This window comes from Ectothiorhodospira shaposhnikovii, from assembly GCF_016584105.1.
Taxonomy (GTDB): domain Bacteria; phylum Pseudomonadota; class Gammaproteobacteria; order Ectothiorhodospirales; family Ectothiorhodospiraceae; genus Ectothiorhodospira; species Ectothiorhodospira shaposhnikovii.
Genome location: NZ_NRSM01000002.1, coordinates 132,477 through 151,471 on the forward strand (window position 1 = coordinate 132,477; position 18,995 = coordinate 151,471).

Below are 18,995 nucleotides of genomic sequence, written 5' to 3' on the forward strand. Positions count from 1 at the left end.
CGTCAGGCGTTGAATCGACGTCGCGCCGCGACGTAGAAGCCCACGCCGAAGATCCCCAGAATGTAGCCGATCCCGCCAAGGATGCTCTGCAGACCATGGTGCTCGCGGAGCGCCGTGATCTCGCGGCGCAGCGGGCGCAACTCGTCACGCACGATCTCGGCGATCAGGGCCCGTTGCGCCTCGCTTGATCCGCAACCGGGCAAGGGCAGCGCATCCACCTCCAGGGGCTGGGAGGTGGCCCCCTGCGCGGTAGCCCCCGGCGTGGGCGTGGGCGTGGCCGCTCCCACGCCGATGACCCTGGCCACCTCCTCGGCGGACATGGTCACCCTGGCGACATGCCCGGCACCAAGATCGGCATGAAAGGTATGTGCGACGGGTTCGGTCGGTGTGAAGACGAAAAAACCCTCCTCGTCGGTGATGACCTCGCCCAATACCCCTCCATCGGGACCGGTGATGATGACCGTCTCGCCCACAGCCATCTTGCCATTGGAGAAGCCGATCTCCCCCTCAATGGCGCCACCGGAGGGAAAGACCGAGGCGAGGACACGGTGGGCGTGGACGGAGGAGGAAATCAGCGACAGGAAAACCAGCAGCAACAGTGCTCTCATGGGCGCACACCTCCCGGGGCAAAGAGTTCGGGCTTGGCCTGCCGCACCAGCAGCACGGCGAAGGCGGTCAGGATGCCTTCGACGACCATGACCGGGATATGGGCAAAAAACACGAATCCGACGGCAGGCAGATATTCCTCTCCCGTCAGGGCCAGTGACAGGCCGACGAAACCCGCCGTCGCGGCGATGGCGAAGGCTCCGCCAATCCCTGCCCAGACGGCGCCTCTGACCACGGAACCGGAAGCGATCAGGCGCCCGAAAATAATGCCTGTAAGGACCGCCGGCATGGCAATGTTGAAAGTGTTGACGCCCAGCACGGTGAGCCCGCCGAAACCGAAAAAGACGGCCTGCAGAACCAGCCCCACGAAAAGGGCCGGAAACGCGGCCCAGCCCAGCAGGAGACCGGCCAGACCGTTGAGGATCAGATGCACCGACGATGGCCCGATGGGGACGTGGATCAGCGACGCCACGAAGAAGGCCGCCGACAGGACTCCCGCCGTTGGAATACGCTCCAGTGTCAGCGTTCGAAGTCCCATGGCGATGCCACCGGCGGTGGCCACGGCACCGGCAATGACGACGGGACTGGACAAGGCACCATCGACGATGTGCATGATTCCAGGCCCTATGGGAGATCGTGAGGACGGCGCCCGTCTTCACGCTGGGGGAGGTTGCCCGGCCCGGTAGCGACCAGGGACCGGAGCCCATCACCGAAGCGCCGACGGAACGCCCGCGGCAGGAAAGAACGGCCAGAGGCCGGCAGAGGATTTTTCATGGCTTTTTTCATTTCCGTCCACGCGCCACACCCGGCACGCTGTCAGTCTGGACGGGGATCGGGGCATGGCCGGGGGCAGGACAAAAGCGCATGAATCTGCCAATCCAGGCCAGACGCCCATCCCGGCATCCGGTGGCACTCCCTGCGGGAGCGTGTCCGGCAGGTCTCCTGGCTCGCGGTTCATCGCCCGTGGCCGGCCTTCCCGGAAGTCTCCAGTGGCATTCCCGGCCCGGCTCGCCGCTTACAGTTGCGGGGGCAGCTGCAGAATGGGTGCCATGCACCGCACTGCATTCCCTCTTTCACCCGACGCCGGAGCGTCAGGACCGGTCACGACCGGCATTAGACATGGGATATCGACGCGGCGTCAACTCTTGGTGATTCGGCGTCGTTCATCGTCGAAGACCTGCAAAGAAAGGCTGGATGCCACCCCGGGTTCAAGGGCTGCCTCATTCGCGCTCGCCGACGAGGGGCCTCTCGCTTGCCCTGCCCCGGAACCGGGGCACCACGACCTCCCATTGCGTACATTGAGTCATGGCACGAAACACCTGTCCGGAATCTTCCCTGTAACGGGTCACAATCCCCGCAACCTCGCAGGCCTCGGGGTCGAACAGGCGATGGAATGCTTTCGCGGTACGACCCACCTGCTGGCCATGGCGATCCAATAGCGCGTAGCGATCACCATCCGGACACCATTGGAGCGGATCACCCGGTTCGAGCCTGCGTATCGCTTCGTGCACCGGCGCATCCGGCCCCTGTCGACCGGCAAAGCCGATGTCGACATCCCCCAGGGCCAGTGTCTGGTAACGGACATCCAGGGTCGGGTCATGGCGCCCCTCGAAGCGGAAGGAACGCACGCACTCGCCAAGGGATGCTGTGAAGGGATTGCCGGGTCCGAAATCGCACAACGTCAGTGTTTGCTCTGCCCGGGTCATGCCCACGTAGTAAAGCCGACGGGCCTCCTCCATCTGTTCGCGCGACACGTCCCAGCATCCATCGAGCAGGACCACATGCCGGAACTCAAGCCCCTTGGCCGAATGGACCGTGCCAAGAAACAGCCCGGGCCGTACTTGCTGCCGGATCTCGCGGGCATAGTTGTAGAGCCAGTCGATCACGGTTGAGGGGGCAAGCTGACAATCCCCGTACTCGCCGACCAATTGCTCGAAAGCCGTATCGAAAAACCTGCCCCAGACCGGATCAAAAGTCAGTGTCCGGACCCGATCCCCCAGCGCCGCGGCAGTCAGCCAGGGCTCGGTGACAGCACGCAAATGGTCCACGAGGGCCACGAACGGGCGCAAGCGTACCAGCGGCAACGCGCCCTGCTTGTCCGCCGCCATGAAACACGCAATTCCATTGCGCTCACACAACGCCTGTACAGGCCACAGGTAACGGTGGCTGCGCGCAAGCACGGCAAGCCCACGCCAATCGCTGCGCCGCTCCAGCGCCTGGAGTCGCGCCAGTTCCGCGATGGCCGCCTGGGCCTGCAGATTGCCGCACAAACGGTCTGACACGGGAAGTGTGATGCGCAGGACGCGGCCGTGCCGCTGCGCATCCATCCCTTCCCATTTCCCTCCTGCGGGCTCATCGGCACGGGCCTGGTTGATGCGGATCGGATGCTCGGCCTTGAGACGGGAAGCATTGGCCCCGATCAAGCGATTGGCTGCAAGAATGATGGCACCGCTGGATCGGTAGTTTTCCACCAGATAGCTGACCTTCGCGCCGTATTCTTTGCAAAAGCTTTCGATATGCCGGTTGCTGCCGCCGCGCCACTGGTAGATGTTCTGATCGTCGTCGCCCACGGCCAGAATACACAAGTCACCGTCATGATCTTCATGCCGCCTGGATAGCGCACTCACCAGCCGGTATTGGCGCTCGTCGATATCCTGATACTCATCCACGAGGATGTAGCGATAGCCCTGCAGCAAGCGTTCGCGCAAATCATCCTCACCCTCAACGCAGGCACACCCCTCCAGCAGGTCCGCCGCGCGATCCAGGATGGCTTCGAGTTCGCCCGCCTCCACCGTGTCCCGCCGGTCAAAGCTTGAACCGGTGAGTCGCATCGCCATGGCGTGATAGGTGAGCACGGTGAGCCCAATGGCATCGTTCCCCACCAGAGCAAGCAGACGCTGGCGAATCTCGTTGGCCGCATGCCGGTTGAAAGTGAGGGCAATGATGGCCGTGGCGGGCACACGCCGCACCCGCAGCAGATAGGCGATACGATGAACAACCAACCGCGTCTTGCCCGAGCCCGGCCCCGCCAGGACCAGCCGGTTGTGATCCTGGTGGTCGGTGACGATGGCCTTCTGGGTGGCGTTGAGCGTATCAGTGATCGCTTTCCAGGAGGACTCGCTGGTGGAAAGCGACAGGATCTCGTCCTTGCCCTCGAAATACTTCCGCAAAAAATCCTCCTTGGTCTGCGTGAAGTAATGCATCACCAGACGCAGTGCATCGGCCATCTCCTTCAGGGCGACCTCGGCATACTCTCGCATCACATGAACCTGGATGCGGCGCTCACGATAGTGTTCGTCCAGCCACCGATAGTCGTCCTTCAGATAGCGCTGCCCCTGTTTTTCCGGATTGATGACAATGGTCATCGCCCTGCGCATCACCGTCATGCCGTGGTTGAGGGTCAGCACTTCCTGGTTGTGCAGGTACAGCAGGACGTGCTCTATGGCCTTGCGACGCTGCTCCGGCTTGATGGTGGCGGCCAGTTCCAGGTCGTCCGTGAACAGCCGCATCAGTTCACCAAAGGTGGTCTGGACCAGTAAATCCTTGCCGCGCTGCCCGGGTGGCAACTTGGCGAGCACAAAAGGCAGCAGTACCGACGCGACGCGGTGACGCCTTTCACCCAGCCCCTCGATCTGTGACCAGCGATATCCTCCGCGGATGCGCAGCTTGAGATGATCACGGTTGAATTGCTTGAGTTCGAAATTGCTACGTTGCTGGCTGTCGCCGTCACGGTCGAGGGCCAGACTGTGCAACAGGCGGGTAACGTGCAACGGTAATAAATCAGGCTGGTCACAGCGCTCGCGCAACATTGTCGTCAGCGAGGGCAGATTCAGATCCTGCCAACTGCCGTCGTCCCCGTCCGGTGCCAGCTCCCGCAGGGCCTTGAACACCCCCTTTTCCAGGGCGAAGGCATTCCTGAGGCGTTCGCTGGACGCCCCCGCGACACCATGGCGTAGATAGAGGGTGAGTTGCGAGTCGTTCTCCAGCAGACCCAGTGCCTCAAGCTGCCTGAGCGCGCCACTCACTTCCTCGTTCGTCTGCCCGGTGAGCATCATCAAACGATCGGTATCGATGCGCTCATCGGCGGCGGCCGAGTACAGATATCGCAGGATCGCGCGAAACTCCGCCAGCCTCCGTTGCGGCAATTGCGCATCGCACAGCCGCTTTTCGGCTTCCTCCTCGGTCAGGCACAGCCTGGCGGGAAAGACCCTCGTATGGTTTTCCTCGCGGCGGAGAAACTGCCTGCGTTCCAGCCAGGCAATGGCGGTGATTACCTTGGTCTCGGCGTCGCGGTCATCGGCCTCGAAGCTGGTATGCACACCTTCGTCCTGCAGAATCTCACCCGCGGTGATCACCACGAGGCCACCCTTGCGCCTGGCCGCCTCATGGCGGAGCTTCTTGAGGATTTGCTGAATGTCCTTGTAGCCGAGCCGCGAGCGCTCACTGAGCCCGAACTGGGTTTCGATATCCCGCGGGTTGTAGAGCAGCACGCAGCGAGCCCTTGCCTGGTCCCGCCCGGCCCGACCGGCCTCCTGCAGATAATTTTCCAGCGAGCCGGGGATGTCTGCATGGATCACCAGCCGCACATCCGATTTGTCGACCCCCATCCCGAAGGCGTTGGTGGCCACGATCACCCGCAGGTGACCCCGGATGAAACTCTCCTGGATGTCCTTCTTTTCATGGGGTTGCAGGCCGGCATGAAAGGATTTGCAGGTCCAGTCCTGTCCAATCAGGAAGTCGGCCAGTGTTTCTGCCCTTTTCCGGCTGGAGACAAAGACCACCGCGCCGCCGTCGTGACCTTCGAGTTCATCGGTGAGCAATTGATGGGTGAGCGCAAACTTTTCACCCGCTTGCACCGGCAAGACCTCGAAATACAGATTGGGGCGCTCGGGCGTGCCGATGAACGACGTGAAGCGCACGCCAAGCTCATCAAGGAAATGCTTGCGGATGTCATCCAGCACATCCAGCTTGGCGGTGGCGGTGAAACACCCGATCGGCGCAAGCTCGCCGTCCCCGGTAAATTCCCGAATGAAGCGCGCCACGTACAGGTAATCCGGCCGAAAGTCATTGCCCCACTTGGAAAAACAGTGTGCCTCGTCGAAAATCCAGGCACCGACCTGCCGATTCGCGATGGCCTTGCGAAAGGCCGTGTTGCGGAATTGCTCGGGTGACACCAGCAACATGCCAACGTCACCCAGCTGGATCTTCTCCAGCACGTCCGAGCGCTCCGGCATGGTCAGCAGCCCGTTCAACGCCGCGGCACACTGCACGTTGCGGCCGAGCAGGCCGTCCACCTGATCCTTCATCAGCGATTGCAACGGTGAGACGATGACCGTCAGGCTGCCGTTGCGATGGTAGCGATTGAGTGCCGGCAGTTGGTAGCAGAGGGACTTCCCACCGCCGGTGGCCAGCACCGCCAGCACCGACTGGCCACGCATGCCGGCCAGTACGATGTCATGTTGCATGCTCTGGCCAGGCGCCTCGTTGCGAAAATCATCGAAACCGAAGTAGTGCCGCAGCACCCGCCGAGGATCATGGGTGGTGCGACAGTAGCTGCAGGCCGGATCATCGCAGGGTTGGTCCCGCAACTGGGCTATCAGCTGCCCCACGGCGGGAAATTGATGCCGCACCCAGGGCGCGAGCACCGAATTGCCACCCGACACCCGCAGCCAGGCCAGCACATAGGCGATCGGACAGTGGCATTCCTGTCGTCGCAGATCCTGCTCCATGAGAGCCGTCAGCCGAACACGACAGACCTTGAGTTCCCGGCCCAGCCCCCCGTCGGTCTCCGCCAGCAGCGACGGCAGACACCTGGCCACCGACTCGATGGACATCGGCGCCTGCCGGGTCAGGGAAAACAGAAAATTGCCCAGACCAGGCCCGGGCTGCGGTGCGATCAGGGCCTGATAGCAACGCAATTCTTCGGCATTGACCTCGTAAAGCCGTTCAAAGGCGACTTTCTGGTCCCCGAAGAGCGTGAGCGTGGAACGGCAATCCGCCAGGGGCGAGTTCAGGCTGTCGCGGATCAGCTTGTAGTCCTTGATCAGCCGGTGGTAGGGGTTCTGCGGGAATGCCAACGGCGACAGGTACAGCGTGTCGATGACCGGTAGCTGCATCAGCCCGGAATCCGGGGCCACCGCCTGCAGCAATGGTATGTCATGGGCCTGGATGTTGTGACCGAGAACGAAACTGGCCCCGTCACACATCGCTTCGAGTTGCGCGAGCGAGGCTTCGAGCCGGGGGCCCGTGTTCACCTCCAGCGTTGCGCCGGTATCGGGTCGCAGGGCACCGATCTTGATGATTTCCGGGCCATCACCGCCCTTGCGCGGAACGGTTTCCAGATCGAAGATCAGGCATTTGGGTTGCGGCGTCTGTGCCATCCGGTGGTCTTTCGCGCGCGCTTCATTCGGGCTTGACGGCCATGGCCACCGTGTATTCCCGCCCCTGCTTGACCTTGTCGTAGTTGCCGAAGACCTCCTTGAAGGCCCGCTCGATGAATCGCCGCAACCCGGTGATGGTCACCACATAGATCCGGCCGCCGGGGTGCATGTGGTTCAGGGCGTCATACAGGTACAGGTACAGCATTTCCTTGCCCACCTTGGCCGGCAGATTGGAGGTCACCAGATGGAAGCGGCGATCGCCGACGGTGGAAAAGCCGTTGCTCAGGAAGGCCTCGGTGTTGGTGATGCCGTTCAGGCGGGCATTCCTTGCCGCATACTCCACCGCGACGAAGTCCTTGTCCACCAGGCAGGTATGCCCCCGGGGCGCCAGGCGGGCCAGGGTCAGGCCGATGGGGCCGTAGCCGCAACCCAGGTCCAGGCAGTCATCGGCCTCGTTCACCTCGATGAAGTCCAGCAGCAGACGGGTGCCGGCATCAATACCCCGGGGCGAAAACAGCCCCCAGGTGGTGTGGAAATTCAGGGGCTGGCCCCGCAGGGTGTCGGCAAAGACGATGTCTTCCCGCAGGGAGCGGATGTAGGTATCACGTTCCATGGGTCAGCACCCCGGTTCCAGCGCGGCAAACAGGATCTCGGCATCGGCGATGGCCTTTTCCGGATCATCGTCCAGCACACAGTAATGGCCCATCTTGCGGCCGGGCCGGGCCTCGTTCTTGCCGTAGAGGTGCAGTTTGACGCCAGGATGGTCCAGCAATTCCGCCCAGCGGGGCTCCCCCCCGGCCCACAGGTCGCCCAGCAGATTCACCATCACCACCGGTGACAGCAACCGGGTACCGCCGAAGGGTAGCCCGCAGACCGCCCTCACCTGCTGCTCGAACTGGGAGGTGACACAGGCGTCCAGGGTGTAATGGCCACTGTTATGGGGACGGGGCGCGATCTCGTTCACCCGCAGCTCGCCGGCCGTGGTGATGAAGAACTCCACCGCCATTACACCGCAGTAATCCAGGGCATCGGCCAGATGGGTGGCGGCGCAGCGGGCCGCCTCGGCCATTTCTTCGGAGATGCGCGCCGGCACGATGCTCATGTGCAGGATGCCGTGCCGGTGGATATTCTCGGCCACGGGGTAGCAGAGGGTTTCGCCCTCGGCACTGCGGGCCAGCACCACGGAGATCTCCCGCTCCAGATCAAGACGGCGCTCCAGCACACAGGGCACCTGCCCCATCTGCTCGAAGGCATCACGGGCCGCCTGCGCCGAATTCACGCCGATCTGGCCCTTGCCGTCATACCCCAGCGCAGCACGCTTGAGGATGGCCGGTCCACCCACGGCCGCAAAGGCCGGCTCGACCTCGTCCAGGGCCGTCACCACCCGGAAAGGGGCCGTATCCAGGCCACAGGACTGGATCATGGTCTTTTCCCGCGCCCGATCCTGGGTACGCTCCAAGGCCTCGGCACCGGGACGCACCGGAATGAAACCGGCCAGGGTGCGCAGGGTGTCCGCCGGGATGTTCTCGAACTCGGTGGTGACGACGGCACAGCGGGTGGCCATCTGCTCCAGCGCCCAGGCATCCCCGTAGGCGGCATGCAGATGCTCGTCGGCCATGCGGCCGGCGGGGCTGCCGGTGTCCGGGTCCAGCACCAGCACCCGGTAACCCAGGGTACGGGCGGCTACGGTGAACATGCGGCCCAACTGGCCGCCTCCCAGCATTCCCAGTGTATTACCCGGCAGGATCATGACGGTTCAGACAGGCTCATGGCCAGCACCGAGTCGCGCTGGCGACAACGGAACTGCTCCAGTTGATCGGCAAGGGCAGGGTTCTGGTTGGCCAGCATGGCCACCGCGAACAGACCCGCGTTGGCGGCCCCGGCCTCGCCGATGGCGAAGGTGGCCACGGGAATGCCCTTGGGCATCTGCACAATGGACAGCAGCGAATCCTGTCCATTGAGATACCGGGACGGCACGGGCACGCCCAGCACCGGCAGGGTAGTCTTGGACGCCAGCATGCCCGGCAGGTGAGCGGCACCGCCGGCGCCGGCGATGATGCAGCGGATACCCCGCGCAGCCGCCTGTTCGGCATACTCGAACAACAGGTCAGGAGTGCGGTGGGCCGAGACCACGCGGGCCTCGAAGGGCACACCGAAGTCTTCCAGTTGCGCGGCGGCGTGCTGCATCACGGGCCAGTCGCTCTGACTGCCCATGACCACGCCTACGAGAGGGGATTGATTTTTCATCGGCGAAGCTTAAGTGAAGCGGCCATGGGGGACAAGTTCACAGGGTGTGAAAGCCCCTGTCTATAGTAGAATGGCCGATTGTTCAGCCATTTTTCGGTAGCCTGCCATGACCGCCGCCCTCTTTGAAAGCCAGATCAAGAGCCTGCCCCTGATCCATCGGGGCAAGGTGCGGGATATCTATGCCGTGGACGAGCAGCACATGCTCATCGTCACCACAGACCGGCTCTCGGCCTTCGACGTGATCCTGCCCACCCCCATCCCGGACAAGGGGCGGGTCCTGACGCAGATCTCCCAGTTCTGGTTCGAGCGGCTGGCCCATGTGGTGCCCAACCAGCTCTGCGACCTGACTCTGGCCGACGTGATCCCCGATCCGGTGGAGCGGGCACCGCTGGAGGGTCGCAGCATCGTGGTCAAACGCCTCAAGGCCCTGCCGGTGGAAGCCGTGGTGCGAGGCTATCTGATCGGCTCCGGCTGGAAGAGCTACCAGGCCGACGGCAGTGTCTGCGGCATCGCCCTGCCCCCGGGCCTGTGCATGGCCGATCGCCTGCCGGAACCCATCTACACCCCCTCCACCAAGGCCGCCGTGGGCGAACACGACGAAAACGTGGACTTTGCCCATACCGAGCGCACGCTGGGTCCGGCGGTGGCGGCTCAGGTCAGGGATACGGCCCTGCGCCTGTACCAGGAGGCCGCCGCCTACGCCCTGGAGCGGGGCATCATCATCGCCGATACCAAGTTCGAGTTCGGCCTGGACGAGCACGGCGTCCTGCACCTGATCGACGAGGCGCTGACCCCGGACTCCTCCCGCTTCTGGCCGGCGGACACCTACGCCCCTGGGATGAGCCCACCCTCCTTCGACAAGCAGTACCTGCGGGATTACCTGGAGACCCTTGACTGGGGCAAGACCGACCCCGGCCCGGAACTGCCGGAAGAGGTGGTCAAGCAAGTGGCGGATAGATACCGTGAGGCCCTGGAACGCCTCACCGGCTCGGGCCTGAACTGATGTCCGCGCCGCTGCCCGGCGGCCTGTTCATCACGGGAACAGACACCGGCGTCGGCAAGACCGTGGTGGCATGCGCCCTGGCCCGCGCCCTGGTGCGGCAGGGCAGAACGGTGATTGCGCGCAAACCTGCCGAATCCGGCTGTGAGCGGCAGGAAGGGTTGCTGTGGCCCGCTGACGGGGCCCGTCTGATGGCGGCGACCGGCCAGCGGGGACTATTGGAACGGATCACACCCTACCGGTTCGAGCACGCGCTGGCCCCGGACCGGGCAGCCCGGCTGGCGGGCAGCCCCCTGTTCCTGGCGGACTTGATCGGAGCCTGCCACGCTCCAGACAGGGATGGGGATGATGGGGGTTTTCTGCTGGTGGAAGGTGCCGGGGGATTCTACTCACCCCTCACCGAGGATGGGCTTAACGCCGACCTGGCACAGGCACTGGGGTTGCCCGTGGTGCTGGTGGCGCCGGATCGTCTCGGGGTAATAAACCATGTACTTCTGATCGCGGAAGCCATCCGGCACAGGCATCTGGCCCTTGCGGCGGTGGTGCTCAACCACTGCGCCGGGGAAATGCCCCCGGCCATGGACAATCCGGCCGATATCGCCAGGCGACTGGAGGTGCCCGTCCTGCGCTTTCCCGAAGAAGGACTGCCGTCGGCCAACACTTCTGCCGACGACATCCTGCAAGCCATCAGTTCATGGGTCCGGAGGTGGTAAACAGCTCTTCAAGGCGCTGACCTAACACCCGGTAAATTTCCAGAGCGGCCTTATCCTGCAGGCAACGGGCGAACCGCGGCACCCACGCGCAAAGATGTGCCCATAAATCCTGCCAGCCATAGGGTGAATTGGGCAGATCCTGCTCCAGATACCAGGCCGCATAGATAAGCTGCATGGCCAGAGAGTCGGGGGGGCGCCCCTGCAGCGCCATCCCCGCCTGACGGTAGAGAACCAGCAGATTGTGGGAACCACCAGCCAACACATGGTCGGACCAGGCAGACTCCCGGGCCGGGCACTCTGCATCGGAAAAAAGACGCTGATACTCCTGCTTGAGCACCGGCAAACCCAACATCCGCAGTTCCGGCAAAGCGGGCTTGAGCCAGGCCCAGCTTTCCGCCATTTCCTCCATGGCCTCCAGGGTATCCATGGTGGGAGGTGACAGAAGACCACTCAATATGCAGAGTTCATCAACGTCCAGCTGATCTCCTGGTAAGGGTTTTTCCATGACGACCCCGATTGAAACACCCGCAAATCGCAATTTCATCGTCCCGATTTCTTCACAGGATGGGACTATGACCTCGGGGTGGATTCACGAAAACGGAAAAACCTCGCTAAGTTGAGCCGAATCAATAAATCCCCAGGCATTACTCCGGCTTCATGGATCCATGATTCAGGGCAGGTGAGGCCACAACTCCACATAGGCATTCCCAAGCCCCTGAATGGCCTTGATGCGGCGATTGCGCTCCCGTTCCCAGGCATCCGGAGGATGTTGCCTGTTCCAGGCATGATAGCGCCGCACATCCCACCAGCTCAGGCGAAATCCGTACGTATCCCTCATGTAAAGCATGGTTCGGGCAATACTGCCCTTGGCGGCATCCGGTGGCTCGGCCCTGCGTAACCAGACACTGATTCGCATTTCACAGGCCCCATACCGTTCACCCAGGATGAACAGGTGCCCCCAGTCATAGTTGGATCGGCGCCCGTTGATGAAGCCCACCGAGGGATACAGGTTGTGAAGGTCATTGTGGGCGGCGAGAAAGGCAGGGTCGGCACGCTGGCAACATTCCCGCCCCGACAGAGTCCGCCCTGAGGCCAGGCGACACGCCTCAAAACTTTCAGGCTCCTGCCAACAACGACGGAACTGACCGAAACGGGAAGCGGGAAAGACATGTTCAGCCTCGATCCGCAGGGCACGGGGCTCCGTGACCAACGCCTGAAGCCCGCAACTGTGCAGATCAACCCTCAGATTCCGGTCATAGTTGCAGCCGCAATAAAAGGTGCTGGCCTGGTCGGAATAGACCCGTTCATAGAGGGCCCTGCGCGCCAGACTCCAGTTGGCCGCCGTCACGGGCAACACCTCCGCCGGGGTCGGCTCGAAGCGATAGCGCCAGAAATCCGGCAACAGGGGCTCAGCCATCTTGCGTGTCTGCACCAGGCCCTGGCGAACTTCCCCGGGCAACAACTCCAGCAACCAGTGAGGAGGCTGGACGGCGGCCAGCATGGCGACACAGCCCATGACCACACCCATCAACCAGAATCTGTAAGGCCTCGGACGAGGCCTGGAGCGCTTGGATGGCAATTTTTGGAGAGATCGGCGAGACATGCGTCACGCGTTGGCGATACGGGCGAGGGCACAGCTTGCACCGGGAACGAGATCCCGGCATCCAAGGAAGCGGCCATGTCAAAGGCTGCCACGACCCTCGCCGGGATCACATCGACACAGTATCCGGATATGCTGCCCCCGGCACAGGCTATGAACGCCGCCCCCTAAGGGTGACCAAACAGGCTACTTGGCGGCCGCCGCCTGCTCGATACCCTCAAGCAGCTGCTCGTCCATGTCGGGCAATGAAGGCACATTCTCCACGGCGGCGGAATTTACCAGCGCCTGCAGCTGCTCGGATACCGTACGAAGATCCCTGTATTGGCTCACCAGCTTGGCGCCGTTTTCCAGGGCGGCCTTGAGGGTGTCCAGCTTTTCTTCCATTTCACGCCGTTCCTTGCGCAGGTTGGTAAGCTGTGTCTCAAGCTGTTTCCGGGCGGTGGCATCGTCATGCTTCTGCTTCTTGAGCTGTCGCAGCTTCTTCATGACGTTTTCGGGAGTATCGGCCAATGCCTTGTTGATGGCCTTGAGGGCCTTGTCCTTCTCGGCCAGCAATTCTTTGGTGGCCTTCATTTCCTTGGCATGGGCCACACGCTCGGCAGCCATGTCCTGCTCCCCACTCTGGAGCTTGGCAAGGGCCTCGTCGCGAGCCGCATCAGCGAGAATCTGTGCCTTCTCACTGGCCTTGACCTTCTTTTCCATGGCCTCGATGGCTTGCTTGGCCTGGTCGTTGGCCTGCTTGATCTTTACATCAGCCTCATTGCCTCTCCGAATGGCAACGTCGAGAGCGGCCTTGAGTTCTTCGGTGCTGCATTCAGGGTCCAGACCCAAGGCATCCGTGGCGCCCTTCATTAACATCTGCTTGCTGACGGCAAGTTCTTTCCAGACCTTCAACTGCAGTTCTGCTTCAGCTTGATTCACATATAACTCCTGCACGGGTATTTCAGTTTTTCGAGGGGGTAGTGATTTTGGGCGCGCATTCTACATGACTTGGGAAACAAATGCTGCCCCCAAAGTCAAGCACCCGCGACACCGGCAGCGGGCTCTTGACAAATGGCCATCAAAGACCTGGGCGCACAAAAAGTTGACTAGAGTACCCGGTAAACGCCACGCCGGGGAGAATCCAGGCGATTCTGCTTCTTGAGGTACCCCAGGGTCTGGCTGATGTTCTTCACGTTCAAGCCGGCCGCCGCAGCCTGCTCCCGGATCTCACCGATGGACATCTCAGGCCTGGACCCCACGATCTCGCAGATTACCTGGCTGGGGCCCGCATCACTGGAAACACGGGAAACACGCGTCCTGGAAGCCTTGCCGCCCAGTTTGCTGATCTCGCGATCCAGTTCCGCCAACTCCTTGCGATGCTGCCGCACCAGCTCCTTGCGCTTTTCACGCAACATCCGGCGCTGCTCGCGAACTGCATCTTCTCTGGCCACCGCCTCCTGCTCTTCCCGGCGCTTCGCCAGCGCATAGAGTTCCTGAGCAGACATCTCCATTGGATTCTTCGTGGTCACCGTCATTCATTTCTCCCGTAGGCATTCATTGCGAGGCAAACCTTTCCGTAACCAAGATCGGCCCATGATAAAACCATTGTCAACGCATCATCCATCCGCCTTGAGATCTTCCATAAACCGCAGATAACACCAAAATGGAGAGAATCCATCTGCCTGATTGGTGGTGGCACAACACAGCCCCGAACTCACAAATGAAGCGTGACCGGACTTGTGCGTTAACAATGATGCTGATTATGACACAGGGCTCATTATTTTTTCACGCCACTATCAAGTTATTTGGATAGCATGGGATGAGAAACCGGCCTTACCAACTGACTCCTGATAATCCATCCCCTGAAATGCCTTATCCGGATCAACATCGCCAGCATGTTACTTCATCCATACCCACACAAGGCTGAGGCAAGCAAGCAATGACCGCGAAAGCGTGAATCCACTCAAGGGCCGACAACTTCTGACGCCCGACCTCGCGGCAGCAACGCCGGGAGAGCTGCCAGGTAATTCTCCCGAATAAAGACATAAATCAATCAAAAACCTGGTGACCTGAACTCAATACATGATCCAAATCCATTCAATATCATCCAAAACCCTGGCGACCTCCCCCGGCCCTGGCTCGCTGAGCCACAAGCCCAATCAGAAAAAAACAGGCCCCTGCCGGATGACTTTGCCATTGAAGCAAACCTCATCCGGCACACCCCGACACAACAAGACCCAGAACCTGGCCAAACCAACTAAAGAAGCAATGGACATCCAAACATCCCTCACCATGTCCCCGTCCACCCAACGATTCATGGCGGCAGCCAATCCATTGAGCACGCGAGCATCATGCCTCCCGCACAAGATACATTTGACAAAGGAAACACTGCCCCGCCGCCAGCATGCCCACAACGAGGGGACCCGAAATTTTCAATCCGCGACAGGACTCCCGCTTACACGGAAGTGACTTATGCAGAACAAACACCCACGACATGAAATCATCGACCGCTTACGTTACAATCCTTGACCAGTCTGAGGAGCGCTGCAACGGACCGTCCGGTCCGCCAGGCTCAGACACCTCCTAAACGGCGCTCGCTGTATCCGCGATGGCGGTCGGCGAGTCACGTCTTTGCACCCCGGCTCCATCGCACCCTCGCCCCAACGTTTTTCTGAGGAGTGTGTTGAATGAATGCTGTAGCAGACACCAAGAACCGGGATTTCTTCGTCAAGGACATGTCCCTGGCCGACTTCGGTCGCAAGGAAATCGCCATCGCCGAGACCGAGATGCCCGGCCTGATGGCCACCCGGGAAGAGTTCGCCAAGTCCCAGCCGCTCAAGGGCGCCCGCATTGCCGGCAGCCTGCACATGACCATCCAGACCGCAGTGCTGATCGAGACCCTGCAGGCCCTGGGTGCCGACGTGCGCTGGGCCTCCTGCAACATCTTCTCCACCCAGGACCACGCCGCCGCCGCCATCGCGGCCACCGGCACGCCCGTGTTCGCCTTCAAGGGTGAAGCCCTGGAAGAGTACTGGGACTTCTGCCACCGGATCTTCGAGTGGTCCGACGGCGGCACCCCCAACATGATTCTGGACGACGGCGGTGACGCCACCCTGCTGATCCACCTGGGCGCACGCGCCGAGCAGGACCTGTCCGTGGTGGAAAACCCCACCAACGAGGAGGAACAGGTACTGTTTGCCCAGATCAAGGAGCGGGTCAAGCAGCAGCCCGGCTGGTACTCCAACATCCTGAAGAACATCAAGGGTGTCACCGAGGAAACCACCACCGGCGTGCATCGCCTCTACCAGATGGCCAAGGAAGGCGCCCTGCCCTTCCCCGCCATCAACGTCAACGACTCGGTCACCAAGTCCAAGTTCGACAACCTCTACGGTTGCCGCGAGTCCCTGGTGGATGCCATCAAGCGGGCCACCGACGTGATGATCGCCGGCAAGACCGCCGTGGTCTGCGGCTATGGCGACGTGGGCAAGGGTTCCGCCCAGTCCCTGCGCGCCCTGTCCGCCGAGGTATGGATCACCGAGATCGACCCCATCTGTGCCCTGCAGGCGGCGATGGAAGGCTACCGGGTGGTCACCATGGACGAGGCCTGCGACAAGGCCGACATCTTCGTCACCGCCACCGGCAACGTGAACGTGATCACCGCCGAGCACATGGCCCGCATGCGTAACCAGGCCATTGTCTGCAACATCGGCCACTTCGATTCCGAGATCGATGTGGCCGGCCTGCGCCAGTATCAGTGGGAAAACATCAAGCCCCAGGTGGATCACGTGATCTTCCCCGACGGTCACCGCATCATCCTGCTGGCCGAAGGGCGCCTGGTGAACCTGGGTTGCGGCACCGGCCATCCCAGCTTCGTCATGTCCAACTCCTTCACCAACCAGGTGATGGCCCAGATCGAGCTGTGGCAGCACGGCGACAAGTACCGGAACGACGTCTACGTGCTGCCCAAGCACCTGGACGAGAAGGTGGCCTCCTTGCACCTGAAAAAGATCGGCGCCCAGCTGACCCGCCTCACCGAGCAGCAGGCCAAATACCTGGGCCTGTCGGTGGACGGACCGTTCAAGCCGGAACATTACCGGTACTAACCGGAAGGGTCTTCCCAGCCCCTCTCCCCATGGAGAGGGGCGCTTGCGGTCGTCCTCCGCCCCTTCTTCCCGCAACCCTTGCGAGGAGTGCACACACTGATGAAATCCCAACTTCGACACGAACGCACCTTCAGCTTCGAGTTCTTCCCGCCCAAGAACGAAGAAGGCGCGGAAAAGCTGCGCAAGACCTGGACCCGGCTGGCCCGGCTGGAGCCGCGCTTCTTCTCCGTCACTTACGGCGCTGGCGGCTCCACTCAGGCCCGAACCCTGGAGACGGTGCTGGATATCCACAAGCACTCGGGCATCGCCGCCGCCCCCCACCTGTCCTGCATCGATTCCACGGCGGAACAGATGCGGTCCATCCTCAAGACCTACATGGACAACGGCCTGCGCCACATCGTGGCCCTGCGTGGCGACCTGCCCTCCGGCATGCGTGAACCCGGCGAATTCCGCTATGCCAACGAGCTGGTGGAATTCATCCGCCGTGAGACCGGCGATCACTTCACCCTGGAAGTCGCCGCCTACCCCGAATGCCATCCCCAGGCCCCCAACGCCTTCAAGGACCTGGAGAACTTCAAGCGCAAGGTGGATGCCGGAGCCGATTCGGCCATCACCCAGTACTTCTACTCGGCGGATGCCTATTTCCGCTTCGTCGACGACTGCGAGCGCATGGGCATCAACATCCCCATCGTGCCGGGCATCATGCCCATCACCAATTACAAGCAACTGGCCCGTTTCTCCGACGCCTGCGGCGCCGAGATCCCCCGCTGGATCCGCAAGCGCCTGGAGGCCTACGGGGATGACCTGGACGCCATCCGTGGCTTCGGCGAAGAGGTGGTGAGCCGCATGTGCGAGCAACTCCTGCATGAAGGTTCGCCGGGACTGCATTTTTACACCATGAATCAGGCCGGGCCGGTGACGGGCATCTGGAAAAACCTGGGGCTGATGCCGCAACCGGAATGACCGCGCACGATTGCATGGGGAGGCATCCTCGGGGAGGCTCCGATAGCGGAATGACCGCGCACGCGGGAACCCGGTCGCGGCCCGGAAATTCCGGATTCCCGCCTTCGCGAAAGTGGCGACAGGGGACTTGTTCGGTACCGGCGCGAATACCGGGGCAGGCCTGCTATCATCTCCTCCATGAGAATCCCCCGTTGCTATCTGGATCATCCCATGGCCACCGGCCAGGAGATCCCACTGGATGAACGCACCCATCGCCATGTGGTGCAGGTACTTCGCCTGCGTGCCGGCGCGCCCCTGATACTGTTCAACGGCCAGGGTGGCGAATACACGGCCACCCTGGTCCAGGCGGAACGCCGGGCTTCCCGGGTCCGGGTTGAGGCCCATGCCCCCCGGGATACCCAACCGCCGCTACCCATCACCCTGGTTCAAGGCATCTCCAAGGGCGACCACATGGATTTTGCCCTGCAGAAGGCAACGGAACTGGGGGTATCAAGGATACAGCCCGTCATCTCCCAGCGTACCGTGGGCGGGGATAACGAACAGCGACTGGCCAAAAAGATGACCCACTGGCTTGGGATCATCATCAGCGCCAGCGAGCAGTGCGGTCGCAACGAAATACCGCATTTGCTGCCCCCTCAACCGCTGGAGGGGTGGCTTTCCGAATATGGCGCAACCCCTGACAACCCTGACCTGGGGCTGGTCCTGGATCCGATGGCACCCAGCAACCTGACCGACATCACGGTCAAACCGGCATCGGTCACACTGCTGATCGGGCCCGAAGGCGGACTGGAGGAAAGGGAAATCGGCCAAGCCATCCATGTGGGCATGAGGCAGGCCCGCCTGGGGCCGAGAATACTCCGCACGGAAACTGCCGGCATGGCAACGCTGGCAGTTCTCCAGGCCCTTTGGGGAGACCTGGGGAGCTGCCGACACACCATCAAAGAACCTTGAGTTCTTCCTGCAGCATCTGTTCGATGCGCTCGAAGGCGGGGATCACGCAAAGAACACCACTGGCTCTCACCCGGGCCGCAACTGCGGGGGGATCACCCTCCCGCAGCGGCAGTGGCTGAATGTCCGAGGCGGTCAGCTTGACCGGATGGGGAATCCCACGAACCTGCAGTGCGTAGTATTCAAGACCGGGCAAACGCTCCAGTCCGTGCATGATCACAAAGCGATTGACACGGGTCTGGCGCTCGAACGGTACTCCCAGCATGGTGTCCAGGGAGACAATCGGCAACTGGGACTGTTGCCAGTCAAACACGCCCCGCAACCAGGAAGGCGCACTCACCACCTCGCGCAGCACCTGCTGTGTCACCACCTCCAGCACGGCCGACTGAGGCAGCAGCAGGTTCTGGTCCTGCAGGGAAATGATGAACGCATGGACTGTATCGGAAGGCATCC

At 62.0% G+C, this 18,995-nt stretch carries 16 protein-coding genes and 2 riboswitches; of the genes, 5 read left to right on the top strand and 11 right to left on the bottom strand.

The genetic code is table 11. The features are described from left to right. Positions 1 to 2: 2 nt before the first annotated feature. The 6 genes from CKO35_RS01865 to purE all read right to left on the bottom strand — a co-directional run bounded on the left by CKO35_RS01865 (position 3) and on the right by purE (position 9,233). On the bottom strand, positions 3 to 608 hold the full coding sequence (locus tag CKO35_RS01865) for a hypothetical protein (protein WP_200172002.1): 606 nt from the start codon (positions 606 to 608) through the stop codon (positions 3 to 5). Then, complete coding sequence (gene cbiM / locus CKO35_RS01870; protein ID WP_200172003.1) at positions 605 to 1,219, bottom strand: cobalt transporter CbiM; 615 nt, start codon at positions 1,217 to 1,219, stop codon at positions 605 to 607. Before cbiM ends, CKO35_RS01865 begins: the two co-directional genes overlap by 4 nt. Positions 1,220 to 1,521: 302 nt before the next feature. Continuing rightward, a riboswitch (cobalamin riboswitch) is annotated at positions 1,522 to 1,723 on the bottom strand. A gap of 103 nt (positions 1,724 to 1,826) precedes the next feature. Next, the gene (locus tag CKO35_RS01875) at positions 1,827 to 6,986 is read right to left on the bottom strand and encodes a RecQ family ATP-dependent DNA helicase (protein ID WP_200172005.1); all 5,160 of its coding nucleotides are present in this window, start codon (positions 6,984 to 6,986) and stop codon (positions 1,827 to 1,829) included. Positions 6,987 to 7,008: 22 nt separating this feature from the next. Further along, the gene (locus tag CKO35_RS01880; protein ID WP_200172007.1) at positions 7,009 to 7,599 is read right to left on the bottom strand and encodes a class I SAM-dependent methyltransferase; all 591 of its coding nucleotides are present in this window, start codon (positions 7,597 to 7,599) and stop codon (positions 7,009 to 7,011) included. 3 nt (positions 7,600 to 7,602) lie between these two features. Further along, on the bottom strand, positions 7,603 to 8,736 hold the full coding sequence (locus CKO35_RS01885; protein ID WP_200172009.1) for a 5-(carboxyamino)imidazole ribonucleotide synthase: 1,134 nt from the start codon (positions 8,734 to 8,736) through the stop codon (positions 7,603 to 7,605). Further along, the gene (gene purE, locus CKO35_RS01890) at positions 8,733 to 9,233 is read right to left on the bottom strand and encodes a 5-(carboxyamino)imidazole ribonucleotide mutase (RefSeq protein ID WP_200172011.1); all 501 of its coding nucleotides are present in this window, start codon (positions 9,231 to 9,233) and stop codon (positions 8,733 to 8,735) included. Before purE ends, CKO35_RS01885 begins: the two co-directional genes overlap by 4 nt. A gap of 106 nt (positions 9,234 to 9,339) precedes the next feature. On the opposite strand from purE, the gene CKO35_RS01895 reads away from it, so the two are divergent. Further along, the gene (locus CKO35_RS01895; protein ID WP_200172013.1) at positions 9,340 to 10,236 is read left to right on the top strand and encodes a phosphoribosylaminoimidazolesuccinocarboxamide synthase; all 897 of its coding nucleotides are present in this window, start codon (positions 9,340 to 9,342) and stop codon (positions 10,234 to 10,236) included. Continuing rightward, a complete protein-coding gene (bioD, locus tag CKO35_RS01900; RefSeq protein WP_200172015.1) occupies positions 10,236 to 10,946 on the top strand; it encodes a dethiobiotin synthase in 711 nt (236 codons plus the stop codon). The genes CKO35_RS01895 and bioD overlap by 1 nt, the downstream gene beginning before the upstream one ends. Here the strand turns inward: bioD and CKO35_RS01905 are convergent. From CKO35_RS01905 to CKO35_RS01920, 4 genes are all read right to left on the bottom strand, one after another. Then, complete coding sequence (locus CKO35_RS01905; RefSeq protein WP_200172016.1) at positions 10,921 to 11,451, bottom strand: TorD/DmsD family molecular chaperone; 531 nt, start codon at positions 11,449 to 11,451, stop codon at positions 10,921 to 10,923. The two genes, bioD and CKO35_RS01905, sit on opposite strands and share 26 nt — an antisense overlap. 165 nt (positions 11,452 to 11,616) lie before the next feature. Then, entirely contained in the window at positions 11,617 to 12,474 is an 858-nt protein-coding gene (locus CKO35_RS01910) for an endonuclease (protein WP_242466957.1), read from the bottom strand. 258 nt (positions 12,475 to 12,732) lie between these two features. Beyond that, positions 12,733 to 13,467, bottom strand: a complete 735-nt coding sequence (locus CKO35_RS01915) for a hypothetical protein (protein ID WP_200172021.1) — start codon at positions 13,465 to 13,467, stop codon at positions 12,733 to 12,735. A gap of 167 nt (positions 13,468 to 13,634) precedes the next feature. Further along, a complete protein-coding gene (locus CKO35_RS01920) occupies positions 13,635 to 14,063 on the bottom strand; it encodes a hypothetical protein (protein ID WP_200172023.1) in 429 nt (142 codons plus the stop codon). A gap of 995 nt (positions 14,064 to 15,058) precedes the next feature. Further along, positions 15,059 to 15,131, top strand: a riboswitch (S-adenosyl-L-homocysteine riboswitch). A gap of 84 nt (positions 15,132 to 15,215) precedes the next feature. Between CKO35_RS01920 and ahcY the strand changes: the two genes are divergently transcribed. The 3 genes from ahcY (at position 15,216) to CKO35_RS01935 (ending at position 18,545) form a co-directional block, all read left to right on the top strand. Next, on the top strand, positions 15,216 to 16,631 hold the full coding sequence (ahcY, locus tag CKO35_RS01925) for an adenosylhomocysteinase (RefSeq protein ID WP_200172025.1): 1,416 nt from the start codon (positions 15,216 to 15,218) through the stop codon (positions 16,629 to 16,631). Between the two features lie 99 nt (positions 16,632 to 16,730). Continuing rightward, positions 16,731 to 17,594, top strand: coding sequence for a methylenetetrahydrofolate reductase [NAD(P)H] (gene metF, locus CKO35_RS01930; protein ID WP_200172027.1), 864 nt, complete (start codon positions 16,731 to 16,733; stop codon positions 17,592 to 17,594). A 177-nt stretch (positions 17,595 to 17,771) separates the two neighbouring features. Continuing rightward, complete coding sequence (locus CKO35_RS01935; protein WP_200172028.1) at positions 17,772 to 18,545, top strand: 16S rRNA (uracil(1498)-N(3))-methyltransferase; 774 nt, start codon at positions 17,772 to 17,774, stop codon at positions 18,543 to 18,545. Here the strand turns inward: CKO35_RS01935 and CKO35_RS01940 are convergent. Beyond that, positions 18,532 to 18,993 carry a chemotaxis protein CheW gene (locus tag CKO35_RS01940; protein WP_242466958.1) on the bottom strand — a complete coding sequence of 154 codons (462 nt, stop codon included), beginning with the start codon at positions 18,991 to 18,993 and terminating at the stop codon, positions 18,532 to 18,534. The two genes, CKO35_RS01935 and CKO35_RS01940, sit on opposite strands and share 14 nt — an antisense overlap. Positions 18,994 to 18,995: the final 2 nt, after the last annotated feature.